The following is a 14,843-nucleotide window of genomic DNA, read 5'->3' as shown; positions in this document are numbered from 1 at the left end:
CCATAGACTCGATGTGCCATGAGTAGCCTCTTTGACGACCTTCCGCTCCCCGGTTTCGAGGCACCCGCCGCCGGGTCGAAGCAGCCCGACGCGCCCGTCGACGCCATCGGTGAGGAGCCCCCGCCGTACGAGGAGGAGGCCCCGTACGACGCGTACGAGGAGGCCATCCCGGATGGCCTGTTCCAGACCAACCACGCCGCCGAGGCGGAGCGGGACGCCTGGTACCGCAACGGTGCCGCGCGGACGGTGGTGGACCCGGCGCAGCTGCTGGAGGGGATGAACGACCCGCAGCGCGAGGCGGTGCTGCACGCGGGCTCGCCGCTGCTGATCGTGGCCGGCGCCGGCTCGGGCAAGACCCGGGTGCTGACCCACCGGATCGCCCACCTGCTGGGCGCCCGCGGGGTGCAGCCGGGGGAGATCCTGGCGATCACCTTCACCAACAAGGCGGCCGGCGAGATGCGCGAGCGCGTCGAGGCGCTGGTCGGCCCGCGCGCCCGGGCGATGTGGGTCTCCACCTTCCACAGCGCCTGCGTGCGCATCCTGCGCCGCGAGTCCAAGCAGCTGGGCTTCACCTCCAGCTTCTCGATCTACGACTCGGCCGACTCGCAGCGGCTGATGTCGCTGGTCTGCCGCGACCTCGACCTGGACCCGAAGCAGTACCCGCCGAAGTCGTTCACGGCGAAGGTCAGCAACCTCAAGAACGAGCTGATCGACGAGGAGACCTTCGCCGACCAGGCCGCCAACCCGATGGAGAAGAAGCTCGCCGAGGCGTACGCGCTCTACCAGCGGCGGCTGCGCGAGGCCAACGCGCTGGACTTCGACGACATCATCATGACGACGGTGAACCTGCTGCAGGCCTTCCCCGACGTCGCCGAGCACTACCGGCGCCGGTTCCGGCACATCCTGGTCGACGAGTACCAGGACACCAACCACGCCCAGTACATGCTGGTCCGGGAGCTCAGCGGAGGATCCGTCGCCGCCGCGCCCAGGCGCACCGTGGACGGGGAGCTGGTGAACCCGGCGGCCGGGCGGCTGGCTGAGGTGCCGCCGGCCGAGCTGTGCGTGGTCGGTGACGCGGACCAGTCGATCTACGCCTTCCGCGGCGCGACCATCCGCAACATCCTCCAGTTCGAGGAGGACTACCCGAACGCGACCACGATCCTGCTGGAGCAGAACTACCGCTCCACCCAGACCATCCTGAGCGCCGCCAACGCCGTCATCGAGCGCAACGCCAACCGCCGCGAGAAGAAGCTGTGGACGGCCGGGGACCACGGTGAGAAGGTCGTCGGCTACGTCGCGGACGACGAGCACGGCGAGGCCCAGTTCATCGCCGACGAGATCGACCGGCTCACCGACAAGGGCGAGGCCAAGCCCGGCGATGTCGCGATCTTCTACCGGACCAACGCCCAGTCCCGCGTGTTCGAGGAGGTGTTCATCCGGGTCGGCCTGCCGTACAAGGTCGTCGGCGGGGTGCGCTTCTACGAGCGCAAGGAGGTCCGGGACGTCCTGGCGTACCTGCGGGTGCTCTCCAACCCGGAGGACACCGTGCCGCTGCGCCGGATCCTCAACGTGCCCAAGCGCGGCATCGGCGAGCGGGCCGAGGCGATGATCGACGCGCTGGCCTCGCGGGAGCGGATCTCCTTCGCCCAGGCGCTGGTGCGGGTCGACGAGGCGTACGGGATGGCCGCGCGCTCGGCCAACGCCGTCAAGAAGTTCAACACCCTGATGGCCGGACTGCGCCAGGTGGTCGAGTCGGGCGCGGGCCCGGCGGCGGTGCTGGAGGCCGTCCTGGAGGAGACCGGCTACCTGGCCGAGCTCCAGGCCTCCACCGACCCGCAGGACGAGACCCGGGTGGAGAACCTCCAGGAGCTCGCCTCCGTCGCCCTGGAGTACGAGCAGGACCCGGGCGAGCGGCCGGACGCCGACGAGGAGGGCACGCCGCCGGTCGGCTCGCTGGCCGACTTCCTGGAGCGGGTCGCGCTGGTCGCCGACTCGGACCAGATCCCGGACGACGACGAGGACGGGCAGGGCGTCATCACGATGATGACCCTGCACACCGCCAAGGGCCTGGAGTTCCCCGTCGTCTTCCTGACCGGCATGGAGGACGGGATCTTCCCGCACATGCGGGCGCTCAACCAGGTCAAGGAGCTGGAGGAGGAGCGCCGGCTCGCGTACGTCGGGCTCACCCGGGCCCGCGAGCGGCTGTACCTGACCCGCTCGGTGCTGCGCAGCGCCTGGGGGCAGCCGGCCTACAACCCGGCCTCGCGGTTCCTGGAGGAGATCCCGGAGACGCTGGTGGAGTGGAAGCGCACCGGGGCGGCCCAGGCGCCGGTCCAGCGCGGCTACTCATCGGGCTCGTCCTGGGGCAAGTCCTCGTCCGGGGGCGGGAGTTCGCGTTCCTCCTCGTCGGCCGCGGCGGCCAAGCCGAAGGCCGGCTGGGGGCAGTCGGCGCGGCGCGGCGGCCAGCTGGTGGAGCGCGAGGCGGTCTCGCTCGCGGTCGGCGACCGGGTCACCCACGACAGCTTCGGGCTGGGCACGGTGGTGGCCGTCACGGGCGTCGGCGACCGGGCGCAGGCCACCGTCGACTTCGGCACCGACGGGCGCAAGCAGCTGCTGCTGCGCTACGCGCCGGTGGAGAAGCTCTGAGCGGCGGAGCGGCTCTGCCCCGTGGAGCCGCTCCGACCCGCTAGCGCGGGTCCAGCCCGTTCGAGAGGAGCCAGGGCAGCGGGTCGATCGGCCCGTTGCCCTGCGGCCGGATCTCGAAGTGCAGGTGCGGGCCGGTGCTGTTGCCGCTGCTGCCGACGAAGGCGATCACGTCGCCCTGCTTCACCGGGCCCTTGCGCACCTTGTACGCCCGCAGGTGGCAGTACCAGGCCTCGGTGCCGTCGGGCATCTTGAGGATCGTCATGTAGCCGTAGAACGGGTTCCACTGGGTGCGGATCGTGCCGTCGGTCACGGCGTAGACCTCGGAGCCGCCGTCCACCGGGAAGTCGATGCCGGTGTGCCGGTTGGCCCAGTGGGTGCCGGCCTCGCCGAACAGTTCGCCGAGGCCGTGCCGGGCGACCGGCATGACCACCGTGGGCTTCACCGGTTCGGGGGCCGGCTCGGCGGTGGGCTGCGCGGTGGGGGCCTCGGTGGGCTGGGCGCCGGCCAGCGGCTGGCGGGCGTCGCCGCGCGAGGCCTGGGTCGGCGCGCCGGCCGCGAGCGCCTGGGTCGCCGCGTGCGCGGCCGCGGTGTCCGGCGCCGTGGCCTGCGGCGTCCGTCCGGCGGCCTGGGCGCGCTGCTGGTCGGCCTCCCCCTGCACGGTGACCGCCGCGGCGGCGGCCACCCCGAGCGCGGCCACCGAGGGCAGCGCGACCCGGAACAGGGCCGTCCGGGTGGCCGCCTTGGCGGCGCCGCGGCGCTGGGCACGGGACTGCTCGCGGGCGGCGAGGCGCAGCTCCGCGCGGGTCGGACGGGCGGCTGCATCGGGAGCCATCGGGGGCTGCCTCCTCGGTGGGCCTCGGGCGTCGTCGGACGAGGGGAGAACAGCCGTGACTGTAGTCCCAAGGGCAGCCGTGACTGTAGTCCCAAGGGCGACGCCCCGGAAAAACCTCCGGATGTCAAGGGGTCGGCCGGGGGGTCTGTGCGGAGGTTGCGGGAAGGACGGGTATACCCGCTGGTAGCAAGGCCCGGAGCTGTGACTTTGCCCTCCTCTTCGGGGGTGGCGCGGTCAACCGTGCCGGGTGGCGCTAACCTCCCCTCAGGTTGGTTATCGACCGTTAACCGCGCCGGCGGCCCACGAGGCCCGGTCGGATGGTGGACGACGAGGTCCAGGAGGCAGTCATGAGTGTGTCGGGGCCGATCCGTGTGGTGGTCGCCAAGCCCGGGCTCGACGGTCACGACCGTGGTGCCAAGGTCATCGCGCGAGCCCTGCGCGACGCCGGTATGGAGGTCATCTACACCGGACTGCACCAGACGCCCGAGCAGGTCGTCGACACCGCGATCCAGGAGGACGCGGACGGCATCGGGCTGTCGATCCTCTCCGGTGCCCATATGACGCTGTGCGCCCGGGTGTTGGAGCTGCTGAAGGAGCGCGACGCGGAGGACATCAAGGTCTTCTGCGGGGGGATCATCCCGGACGAGGACATCGCCGAGCTCAAGGCGCTGGGCGTCGCGGACATCTTCACCCCGGGCACGCCGACCCGGGACGTGGTCGCCTGGGTCGAGTCGAACCTGCGGGCCGGCTGAGCCACGGCGCGTCGAGCGGGCCGGCCCTCCCGGGGGCCGGCCCGCTCCGTCGTCTCCGTCGTCTCCGTCGTCTCCGTCGTCTCCGTCGTCTTCGGAGGCGTACCGCGGGCCCGGCCCGCCCTCAGCCCGCCAGCTCCGCGAGCATCGCCGCCCGGAAGCGCAGGGTGCCGGCCAGCCGGGAGAAGGTCTCGGACCACGCGGAGTCAGGGGCGGCCCCGGCGGCCAGCTCCTCCACCGCAGCGGCCGTCTCCGGGGCGAGCGCGCGCTCCGTCATCCCGAGCACCCCGCTGTGGCTCCACGGGTACGCCCCGGAGGCCGCCGCCCGGGCCAGGGCGGTCACCACGGCGGTGGACAGCGGCGGCGTCCACGGGGTGGCGCAGGCGCCGAGCAGCTGGAAGGCCTCGCCCAGCCCGTGCACCGTGATGAACGCGGCCGTCCAGACCGCCCGCTCCTCCGGCGGGAGGACGGCCAGCAGCTTGGCCGGGGCGCCGGTGGTGCGCAGCGCGCGGGTCCGGGCGCCGCGCCCGGACGGGACCGGGGCCGGGCCGAGCAGCGCCCGGGCCCAGTCGGCGTCCTGCTGGCGGACGGCGGCCCGCGCCCAGGCCTCCCGCAGGTCGTCGGCCCAGCTGCTGCTGGTCTCGTCGATGCTGTCGCCGACCCGCAGGGCGAGCAGCTGCCCGGGCGTCAGCCCGGTGCTCTCCGGCCACAGCGACAGCGGTGCGGCGGCCACCAACTCGCCGAACCACCAGGCCCGTTCACCGCGCCCGGTGGGCGACTTGGGGGCGATCCCGTCGCGCTGCATCTGCGCGTCGCACGCGGTCGGCGGGGTGACCAGCAGGTGCGTGCCGGTGTCGGCGAGCCGGACGGCGGCCCGCGCCCGCTCGGCCATCCGGCGGGCCAGCGCGGAGCCGGGCAGGGTGGAGAGCAGCTCGGCGGCGGTGGCCCGGACGTTCTTGCTGCGGTCGCCGAGGGCGGCCTCCAGGAACGGTTCGTCGGCGGGGGAGAGGCCGTCCTGGAGGGCGTCCAGGAAGAGCAGGCGGTCCTCGGCGCGCTCGGTGGACCAGGTGCCGCGCAGCAGCTCCAGGCCGGCCGCGGGATCGCGGCGGCGCAGCTGCGTGAGGTGGGTGACCCGTTCGGCGAACAGGCCCTCGTGCCAGAGCCGGTCGTCGGTGGGCCGCTGCGGCAGCTCGGGGGCGGTGGTGCGCAGCACGAACCGCCAGTCGGGGTTCTGCTCGGCCAGCCAGCGGCCCGGCGGACCGGCCAACGCCACGGCGTCGGAGCGCAGTTCGCTGCGGGCGCGGGCGGCGTCGAGCAGGCCGGGTATCAGCGCGGCGGGCGGGCGCAGGCCGCTCGCCCGGGCGGTGGCGAGCCACTGCGGCAGCAGCTCGGACAGGTTGGCCAGGGTGCCGCCGGCGCCGGTGCCGCCGCCGGTGCGCCCCGAGAGCAGGACGGCCAGCCGGCGGGCGGCCGGCTCGGGCAGCTCCGGGCGGGTGTCCTCGGCCGCGGGCGGGCCGGGCGGCCCGTCGGCCGGTACGGGCAGCGCGCCGGCCCGGCGGCGGACGGCGGCCAGCGCGGCCAGCTCCAGCAGGGCGGTGGCCGGATCGCCCTGGTCCACGGCGTCGGCGAGCGGCAGGGCGGTGGCCGGGAGCGGACGGCGGTCGGTGCCGAGCAGGGCGCTGGTGTGCAGGGTCTCCCACGGGTCCTGGGTGATCGTCATTCCTGGTGCTCCTGGGCGTGTCTTGTGGGTTTTGTCGGATCAGGGCGCGGCGTTGGGGTGCGTGCATCGCAAGGCGGAGGAGGGAGCCACTGCGGTGGGGGCACCTCCCGGCCGAAGGCTGGGGGCCATTGGCGACCGACGACAACGCGGCGAGGTGCGTTTGTGCCCTGGGGGTACCTCCCGGCCGAAGGCTGGGGGAGCGTCGCGCGCCCGGCAGGGATCCACAAGACACGCCCTAAAGGTTGGTGAGGCCGACCGGGCGCTGGTCGGCGGCCCAGGCCGTGACCGGGGCGAAGCCCTGGTGGCCGTACTCGCCGAAGACCGTCAGCGGGCGGCCGGTGGAGACCGCGGCCAGCCGCCACAGCGCGGCCTCCGGGACGGCCGAGGCGCGGACCGGCACGGTGTGGTGGCCGTCCGTCAGGAACCAGCCGTCCGGGGTGCGGACCGGGACGACGTCGCCGAGCACGGTGGGCCGGCTCTCCAGCCACGGGTCGTCGGCGACGGCGGTGCCGTAGCCGGCCACCGCCTCGGCGACGGTGAGCCCGGCGGGCGGGCCGGCGGGGCCCGGCTCGGGGGCGCCGTAGCGCTCGCGGAGGTCGGCGCGCAGCGGGTGGGCGGCGGGGAAGTAGGCGAGGTCGGCCTCGACCAGGCGGCCGGTGGGCAGGGCGAGGGCGGGGGCCTGGCCCTGGTGGCCGAAGGAGAGCAGCAGGGCCGGGCGGCCGGTCTTGGCGCCGCGCAGCCAGACCCGGCGGGTGGTGAGCCGCTCGTCCGTGGTGTCCCGGGTGCCGAGGACCAGCCAGCGGTCGCGGACGGTGGGGCCGGCCGTGCCGGGGTCCGCGGGGAAGCCGACCCGGGTGCGGACGGTGGCGGCCAGTTCGGCCGGCAGTTCGTCCATCCGGGTGGCGGCGGTGGCGAGCAGGTGCAGCATGGCGTACTCCTCCAGCAGCCGCTCCTGCGGCAGCGCGTCCAGTTCGCGGACCCGGGCGGCCAGGCCGGGGGCCTGCGCGTCGACCATCCGGGCGGCGACCTCCTCCCAGGGGCCGGCGGTGGACTGGTCGGCCAGGCCGTGCCGGACCCGGTCGGCCAGCCGCAGCCGCAGCTCGGCGGCGCCGACCGCGACCTTGGCGCCGCGCTTCTCGAGCCGGCGCCGGGTGGCCTCCGGGTCCTCCTCCTTCTTCTCCGCGCGCTTCTCGGCGCGCTCCTGGCGGGAGGCGAGCCACTCGGAGACCCAGTCGGCGGGCTCGCCGGCCGGGACGGCCGCCGGGGTGCCGCTCCACAGCAGGAGGAGCCCGAGCGCGTGCTTGCACGGGAACTTCCGGCTGGGGCAGGTGCACTGGTAGGCGGGCGTGGCGAGTTCGATCGCGGTGCGGTACGGCGTGCGGCCGCTGCCCTTGCACTCACCCCAGAGCGCGGTGCCGTCGGTGCCGGTGCCGGACCACGGCGCGGGCGCGGAGAGCTTGCCCGCCGCCTTCTGCGAGGCGGCGTCAGGTGCCAGGGACAGGACGTGTTCGGTGCTCCAGCGTTCCTCCATGCGACCGACCGTAGGCGGCGGCACTGACAGTGGCTGACGGCCCGTCCGCAGCCCCCGGCGGGTTGTCAGTGGCTCGGTGCAGGGTTGGTTCCACAGGCCGGGACGCCGACCTGGCTCCCCCCGATCACCACTCCGCCCGGGGCACCCGTGTGCCCGGCGGCCGACCCGAAGGAGCCCCCATGACCGACGTTCTGCGGCAGCACGCCGAGGACGCGTTCGCCGGTGAACTGGCCGCGCTGGCCGCGCAGGACGACCGTCCGCGCCCCGAGCGCTGGAAGCTCTCGCCGTGGGCCGTGGCGACGTACCTGCTCGGCGGCGAACTGCCCGACGGCACCCGGATCACCCCCAAGTACATCGGCCCGCGCCGGATCGTCGAGGTCGCCGTGACGACCCTGGCGACGGACCGGGCGCTGCTGCTGCTCGGCGTGCCGGGCACCGCGAAGACCTGGGTGTCCGAGCACCTGGCCGCGGCGATCAGCGGCGACTCCACGATGCTGGTGCAGGGCACGGCCGGCACCCCCGAGGAGGCCGTCCGCTACGGCTGGAACTACGCCCAGCTGCTCACCAACGGGCCCAGCCGGGACGCCCTGGTGCCCTCGCCGCTGATGCGGGCGATGGCCGACGGGAAGATCGCCCGGGTCGAGGAGCTCACCCGCATCCCGGCCGACGTGCAGGACAGTCTGATCACCATCCTGTCCGAGAAGACGCTCCCGATACCGGAGTTGGGCGCCGAGACGCAGGCCGTGCGCGGCTTCAACGTGATCGCCACCGCCAACGACCGCGACCGCGGCGTCAACGAGCTGTCCAGCGCGCTGCGCCGCCGCTTCAACACCGTGGTGCTGCCGCTGCCGGGCTCGCTGGACGAGGAGGTCGACATCGTCACCCGGCGGGTCGGCCAGCTCGGCCGCTCCCTGGACCTGCCCGAACTGCCCGGCGGCGCCGAGGAGATCAGGCGCGTGGTCACCGTCTTCCGCGAGCTGCGGGCCGGGATCACGGTGGACGGCCGGACGAAGGTCAAGACCCCGAGCGGCACCCTCTCCACCGCCGAGGCGATCTCGGTGGTGACCAACGGGCTCGCGCTGGCCGCCCACTTCGGCGACGGCGTGCTGCGGGCCGGGGACGTGACGGCCGGCATCCTCGGCGCCGTCGTCCGCGACCCGGTGGCGGACCGGGCCGTCTGGCGCGAGTACGTCGAAGGAGTGGTGCGCGAGCGCGACGGCTGGAAGGACTTCTACCGCGCCGCCCGCGAGGTGACCGTATGACGAGCCCTGAGGTCGCCCTGCTGGGCATCCGCCACCACGGTCCCGGTTCGGCCCGGGCGGTGGCCGCCGCGCTGGCGCAGTGGCGGCCGGACGCGGTGCTGATCGAGGGCCCGCCGGAGGCCGACGCGATCGTCCACCTGGCGGCCGAGAAGGACCTGGTCCCGCCGGTGGCGCTGCTCGCCCACGCGGTGGACGACCCGGCGAAGGCCGCCTTCTGGCCGTACGCCGAGTTCTCCCCGGAGTGGGTGGCGATCCGGCACGCCGTGGACCACGACCTGCCGGTCCGCTTCATCGACCTGCCCGCCGCGTACGGCTTCGCGCCCGCCGAGCCCGTCGGTCCCGCCGTTCCTGCCGAGGACGGTGAGGCCTGCGACGCCGAGGAGAACGACGCCGATGAGGCCGGCGCCGACCCGGTCGCCGACCCGCTGGCGCTGCTCGCCGAGGCGGCCGGGCACGACGACGCCGAGCGCTGGTGGGAGGACGTGGTCGAGCACCGCGCGCCCGGCACCGACGCGCTGGCGCCGTTCGCCGCCGTCGCCGAGGCGATGGGCGCGCTGCGCGCCGAGGGCCTCGGCGAGTCCCGCCGGGACCAGCTGCGCGAGGCGTACATGCGCCAGCAGATCCGCGCCGCCCGGCGCGCCGGGCACCTGCGGATCGCCGTGGTCTGCGGGGCCTTCCACGTCCCCGCGCTGGAACGGATGCCCACCGTCGCCCACGACCGGGCGCTGCTCGCCGGCCTGCCGAAGAAGGTGCGCACGGACATCACCTGGGTGCCGTGGACGCACCGCCGGCTCTCCCAGGCCACCGGCTACGGCGCGGGCGTGCAGTCGCCCGGCTGGTACCACCACCTGTTCACCACCGACGGGGACCCGGTGCCGCGCTGGCTCACCCGGGCCGCCGACCTGCTGCGCGCCGAGGACCACCCGGTCTCCTCCGCGCACGTGATCGAGGCGGTCCGGCTCGCCGAGACCCTGGCCGTGCTGCGCGGCCGCCCGCTCGCCGGGCTGACCGAGACCCTGGACGCCGTGCGCGCGGTGCTCTGCGAGGGCTCGGACGTCGCCCTGGAGCTGGTCCGGGACCGCCTGGTGGTCGGCGACGCGCTCGGCGAGGTCCCGGACGCCGCACCGGCGGTGCCGCTCCAGCGCGACCTGACCCGCTTGCAGCGCTCGCTGCGGCTCAAGCCCGAGGCCGCGCCGAAGGACGTCGACCTCGACCTGCGCAAGGAGAACGACGCGGCCCGCTCCCGGCTGCTGCACCGGCTGCGGCTGCTGGGCGTGGACTGGGGCGTGCCCGCGCGCTCCTCGGTGAACTCGACCGGGACGTTCCGGGAGAGCTGGCGGCTGTGCTGGCAGCCCGAGTTCGCGGTCCGGATCGCCGAGGCCGCCCAGTGGGGCACCACGGTCGAGGAGGCGGCGGCCAACAAGGCCGTCGGCACCGCCCGGGCCGCCGAGGAACTCGCCGAACTGACCGGCCTGGTGGAGACCTGCCTGCTGGCCGGGCTGTCCGGCGCCCTGCCCGCGGTGATGCGGGTGCTCGCCGACTGCGCGGCCCTGGACACCGACGTCGCGCACCTCGCGGGCGCGCTGCCCGCCCTGGTCCGGGCGCTGCGCTACGGCGACGTGCGCGGCACCGACCACGGCGCGCTGGCCGGGGCGGCCTCGGGCCTGGCCGAGCGGATCTGCGTCGGGCTGCCGCCCGCCTGCGTCGGCCTGGACGCCGAGGGCGCGGCGACGATGCGCGGCCGCCTCGACGAGGTGCACGGCGCGATCGGCCTGCTGGCCGCCGATCCGGGCACCGCCGCCGACACCGCTGCCGCCACCGCCGGCACCGCCGCCGACGCCGTGCCGGAGCCCGACGGCCTGGCCGGCCTGGCCGACCGCTGGGCCGCCGCCCTGGGCTCGCTGGCCCGCCGCGAGCCGGCCGGCGGCCCGGCCACCGGAGCCCCCGGGCTGCTGCGCGGCCGGGCCGTGCGACTGCTGCTGGACGACGGCCGGCTCGACTCCGAGGAGGCCGGCCGCCGGCTCCGGCTGGTGCTCTCCGTCGCCAACGCCCCGGCGGACGCGGCCGGTTGGGTCGAGGGCTTCCTGACCGGCGGCGGCGCCCTGCTGCTGCACGACCCGCGGCTGCTCGCCCTGCTGGACGAGTGGCTGACCGGGGTGGGCGACGAGGTCTTCACCGACGTCCTGCCGCTGCTGCGCCGCACCTTCGCCGCCCTGGAGGCGGGTGTGCGCACCACGATCGGCGGCCGGGTCGCGGCCGGTCCGCTCGACGAGCTCCCGGCCGTCCGGGCCGAGGCCGGCGAGCTGGACCGGGCCCGCGCCGACGCCGCCGTCCCCGTGGTGGCCCTGCTGCTCGGGATCCGTCCGACGATCCCCCGGCAGGCCGCCGGCCGGGACACCTGACCCCCGGCCCACGACCCCCGGCCCGCACACCCCACCCGTGACACCCGACACCCACGACACCCGACCCATGACGCCCGACCCGGCGAAGGAGGACGAGATGGCAGCGCCCACGACCGACGAACGGCTGCGCCGCTGGCGGCTGGTGCTCGGCGGTGAGGCCGACGGCACCGGCTGCACCCTGCGCGGCCGCGACGCCGCGATGGACGGCGCCCTCGGCGCGCTCTACCGCGGCGCCCCCGAGGAGGGCGCCCGGGCCGCCCGCGGCGGCCGCCGCAGTGCCGGGCTGGGCGGCTCGGCCCCGCAGGTGGCCCGCTGGCTGGGCGACATCCGCACGTACTTCCCGTCCACCGTCGTGCAGCTGATGCAGCAGGACGCGATCTCCCGGCTCGGCCTGGACCGGCTGCTGCTGGAGCCGGAGATGCTGGAGGCCGTCGAGCCGGACGTGCACCTGGTCGGCACCCTGCTGTCGCTCAAGCACGCGCTGCCCGAGACCACCCGGGAGACCGCCCGGGCGGTGGTCGGCAAGGTGGTCGCCGACCTGGAGCGCCGGCTCGCCGACCGCACCCGGGCCACCCTCGGCGGCGCCCTCGACCGCAGTGCCAAGGTCAACCGGCCCCGCCACCGCGACATCGACTGGGACCGCACCATCCGGGCCAACCTGAAGAACTACCTGCCCGAGCACGGCTCCGTCGTCCCCGAGCGGCTGGTCGGCTACGCCCGCGCCCAGCGCGCCGTGAAGAAGGACGTCATCCTCTGCGTCGACCAGTCCGGCTCGATGGCGCCCTCGGTCGTCCACTCGGCGGTCTTCGGCGCGGTGCTCTCCTCGATGCGCACCCTGGACACCCGCCTGGTCGTCTTCGACACCTCGGTGGTCGACCTCACCGAGCAGCTCACCGACCCGGTCGACGTCCTGTTCGCCACCCAGCTCGGCGGCGGCACCGACATCAACCGCGCGCTCGCCTACTGCCAGTCGAGGATCACCCGGCCCTCCGAGACCGTCGTGGTGCTGATCAGCGACCTGTACGAGGGCGGCATCCGGGACGGCATGCTCAAGCGGGTCGCCGCGATGAAGGCGGCCGGCGTCCAGTTCATCGCCCTGCTGGCGCTCTCCGACGAGGGGGCCCCGGCGTACGACCACGCGCACGCCGCCGCCCTGGCCTCGCTCGGCGCCCCGGCCTTCGCCTGCACCCCGGACGCGTTCCCGGAGATCATGGCGGCGGCCATCGAGAAGCGCCCGATCCCGCGGGGCCTGATCAGGGGGGCCGACCAGGGGGCGTGAGGAATTCACCCGGACGCGCTAATCCGCGCGATCGGCGGACCGGCCGTCCACCCCGTCCCGCCGGGCTGTTTGTGACGGTTCTCACCCGGGGTGGACAGGCCCCGGGCGGAACTGCCCGGCCCTGCGGGGATAACCTGCCAGACGGACGTGACGCGCGTGTTGATTGACGTGAGCGCCCGTGGCTGTGTGGGCCGCAAGGCCGTACCTCTGCGTACCCGCACCGCCCCGACGACCCGCAGCGAAGATCCTGCCGTGGCACGCTCGTAGAGACACAATCCGCGACCACGAACAAGGACAAACACGTGGACCTGTTCGAGTACCAGGCGAGGGACCTCTTCGCCAAGCACGGTGTGCCCGTGCTTGACGGCGATGTCATCGAGACCGCCGCAGACGCTGCCGCCATCGCGGAGCGCTTCGGCGGCCGCGCCGTCGTCAAGGCTCAGGTGAAGGTGGGCGGCCGAGGCAAGGCCGGCGGCGTCAAGCTCGCCGCCGACCCGGCGGACGCCGTCGCCAAGGCCGAGCAGATCCTCGGCATGGACATCAAGGGCCACACCGTTCACAAGGTGATGCTGGCCCAGACCGCGGACATCAAGGACGAGTACTACGTCTCGTTCCTGCTGGACCGCACCAACCGCACCTTCCTGGCCATGGCCAGCGTCGAGGGCGGCGTGGAGATCGAGGTCGTCGCCGAGCAGAACCCCGAGGCGCTCGCCAAGATCCCGGTCGACGCCAACGAGGGCTGCACCCCGGAGAAGGCCGCCGAGATCGTCGCCGCGGCGAAGTTCCCGGCCGAGGTCGCCGACCAGGTCGCCGAGGTCCTGCAGAAGCTGTGGACCGTCTTCATCAAGGAGGACGCCCTCCTCGTCGAGGTCAACCCGCTGATCAAGTCCGGTGACGGCAAGATCATCGCGCTCGACGGCAAGGTCTCCCTGGACGAGAACGCCGAGTTCCGCCAGCCCGAGCACGAGGCCCTGGAGGACAAGGCCGCGGCCAACCCGCTGGAGGCCGCCGCCAAGGCCAAGGGCCTGAACTACGTCAAGCTCGACGGCCAGGTCGGCATCATCGGCAACGGCGCGGGCCTCGTCATGAGCACCCTCGACGTGGTCGCCTACGCCGGTGAGAACCACGGCGGCGTCAAGCCCGCCAACTTCCTCGACATCGGTGGCGGCGCGTCCGCCGAGGTGATGGCGAACGGCCTGGAGATCATCCTGGGCGACCCCGACGTCAAGTCGGTCTTCGTCAACGTCTTCGGCGGCATCACCGCGTGCGACGCGGTCGCCAACGGCATCGTGCAGGCCCTGGCGCTCCTGGAGAGCAAGGGCGAGAACGTCTCCAAGCCGCTGGTCGTCCGCCTGGACGGCAACAACGCGGAGCTGGGTCGCAAGATCCTCGACGACGCCAACCACCCGCTGGTGCAGCGCGTGGACACCATGGACGGCGCCGCTGACCGCGCCGCCGAGCTGGCCAACAAGTAAGGAAGGGGACTTAACACCATGGCTATCTTCCTTACCAAGGACAGCAAGGTCATCGTCCAGGGCATGACCGGCGCCGAGGGCATGAAGCACACCCGCCGCATGCTCGCCTCCGGCACCCAGATCGTCGGCGGCGTCAACCCGCGCAAGGCCGGTACCACGGTCGACGTCGACGGCACCGAGATCCCGGTCTTCGGCACCGTCGCCGAGGCCATGGAGAAGACCGGCGCCGACGTCACGGTCCTCTTCGTCCCGCCGGCCTTCACCAAGGCCGCCGCGATCGAGGCCATCGACGCCGAGATCGGCCTGGCCATCGTCATCACCGAGGGCGTCCCGGTGCACGACACCGCCGCCTTCTGGGCGCACGCCGGTGCCAAGGGCAACAAGACCCGCATCATCGGCCCGAACTGCCCGGGTCTGATCAGCCCCGGACAGTCGAACGCCGGCATCATCCCGGCCGACATCACCAGCTCCGGCAAGATCGGCCTGGTCTCGAAGTCCGGCACCCTGACCTACCAGCTCATGTACGAGCTGCGGGACATCGGCTTCACCTCGGCCGTGGGCATCGGTGGCGACCCGGTCATCGGCACCACCCACATCGACGCGCTCAAGGCCTTCCAGGAGGACCCGGAGACCGAGCTCATCGTCATGATCGGTGAGATCGGTGGCGACGCCGAGGAGCGTGCCGCGGCCTTCATCGCCGAGCACGTCACCAAGCCGGTCGTCGGCTACGTCGCCGGCTTCACCGCCCCCGAGGGCAAGACCATGGGCCACGCCGGCGCCATCGTCTCCGGCTCCTCGGGCACCGCCCAGGCGAAGAAGGAGGCCCTCGAGGCCGCCGGTGTCAAGGTCGGCAAGACGCCGTCCGAGACCGCCCGCCTGGCCCGCGAGATCATCGCCGCCCAGGGCTGATCCCGCCCCGCGCGTGACGAGCGCCCCCGCCCGGTGAG

10 protein-coding genes are annotated in these 14,843 nt (G+C 74.2%); 7 read left to right on the top strand and 3 right to left on the bottom strand.

Going from position 1 to position 14,843, the window contains the following annotated elements:
- Positions 1-18: 18 nt before the first annotated feature.
- On the top strand, positions 19-2,646 hold the full coding sequence (pcrA, locus tag ACFRQN_RS15480) for a DNA helicase PcrA (RefSeq protein ID WP_380740834.1): 2,628 nt from the start codon (positions 19-21) through the stop codon (positions 2,644-2,646).
- Positions 2,647-2,686: 40 nt separating this feature from the next.
- Here the strand turns inward: pcrA and ACFRQN_RS15475 are convergent, their stop codons facing one another.
- Complete coding sequence (locus tag ACFRQN_RS15475) at positions 2,687-3,478, bottom strand: M23 family metallopeptidase (RefSeq protein WP_380740833.1); 792 nt, start codon at positions 3,476-3,478, stop codon at positions 2,687-2,689.
- Between the two features lie 347 nt (positions 3,479-3,825).
- On the opposite strand from ACFRQN_RS15475, the gene ACFRQN_RS15470 reads away from it, so the two are divergent.
- Positions 3,826-4,230, top strand: a complete 405-nt coding sequence (locus tag ACFRQN_RS15470; RefSeq protein ID WP_049660544.1) for a cobalamin B12-binding domain-containing protein — start codon at positions 3,826-3,828, stop codon at positions 4,228-4,230.
- 121 nt (positions 4,231-4,351) lie between these two features.
- Here ACFRQN_RS15470 and ACFRQN_RS15465 read toward each other — a convergent pair whose 3' ends face one another.
- Both ACFRQN_RS15465 and ACFRQN_RS15460 read right to left on the bottom strand, forming a co-directional pair.
- Positions 4,352-5,947 (bottom strand): DUF5691 domain-containing protein, encoded by a 1,596-nt coding sequence (locus ACFRQN_RS15465; RefSeq protein WP_380740831.1) that lies wholly within the window; start codon positions 5,945-5,947, stop codon positions 4,352-4,354.
- A gap of 235 nt (positions 5,948-6,182) precedes the next feature.
- Positions 6,183-7,478 (bottom strand): SWIM zinc finger family protein, encoded by a 1,296-nt coding sequence (locus ACFRQN_RS15460; protein WP_117488193.1) that lies wholly within the window; start codon positions 7,476-7,478, stop codon positions 6,183-6,185.
- A gap of 179 nt (positions 7,479-7,657) precedes the next feature.
- On the opposite strand from ACFRQN_RS15460, the gene ACFRQN_RS15455 reads away from it, so the two are divergent.
- The 5 genes from ACFRQN_RS15455 (at position 7,658) to sucD (ending at position 14,805) form a co-directional block, all read left to right on the top strand.
- On the top strand, positions 7,658-8,740 hold the full coding sequence (locus ACFRQN_RS15455; protein WP_049659200.1) for an AAA family ATPase: 1,083 nt from the start codon (positions 7,658-7,660) through the stop codon (positions 8,738-8,740).
- Complete coding sequence (locus ACFRQN_RS15450) at positions 8,737-11,142, top strand: DUF5682 family protein (RefSeq protein ID WP_380740829.1); 2,406 nt, start codon at positions 8,737-8,739, stop codon at positions 11,140-11,142. Before ACFRQN_RS15455 ends, ACFRQN_RS15450 begins: the two co-directional genes overlap by 4 nt.
- 97 nt (positions 11,143-11,239) lie before the next feature.
- A complete protein-coding gene (locus tag ACFRQN_RS15445; RefSeq protein WP_380740828.1) occupies positions 11,240-12,421 on the top strand; it encodes a VWA domain-containing protein in 1,182 nt (393 codons plus the stop codon).
- Positions 12,422-12,723: 302 nt separating this feature from the next.
- Positions 12,724-13,896: an ADP-forming succinate--CoA ligase subunit beta gene (gene sucC / locus ACFRQN_RS15440; RefSeq protein ID WP_049659288.1), complete on the top strand. Its 1,173-nt coding sequence runs from the start codon at positions 12,724-12,726 to the stop codon at positions 13,894-13,896.
- 18 nt (positions 13,897-13,914) lie between these two features.
- Complete coding sequence (gene sucD / locus ACFRQN_RS15435) at positions 13,915-14,805, top strand: succinate--CoA ligase subunit alpha (protein ID WP_074003930.1); 891 nt, start codon at positions 13,915-13,917, stop codon at positions 14,803-14,805.
- Positions 14,806-14,843 lie beyond the last annotated feature (38 nt).

This window comes from Kitasatospora sp. NPDC056800 (assembly GCF_042789775.1).
Taxonomy (GTDB): Bacteria; Actinomycetota; Actinomycetes; order Streptomycetales; family Streptomycetaceae; genus Kitasatospora.
Note: the sequence above shows the minus strand (reverse complement) of the source record. Positions and strands in the feature narration are given on the sequence as shown.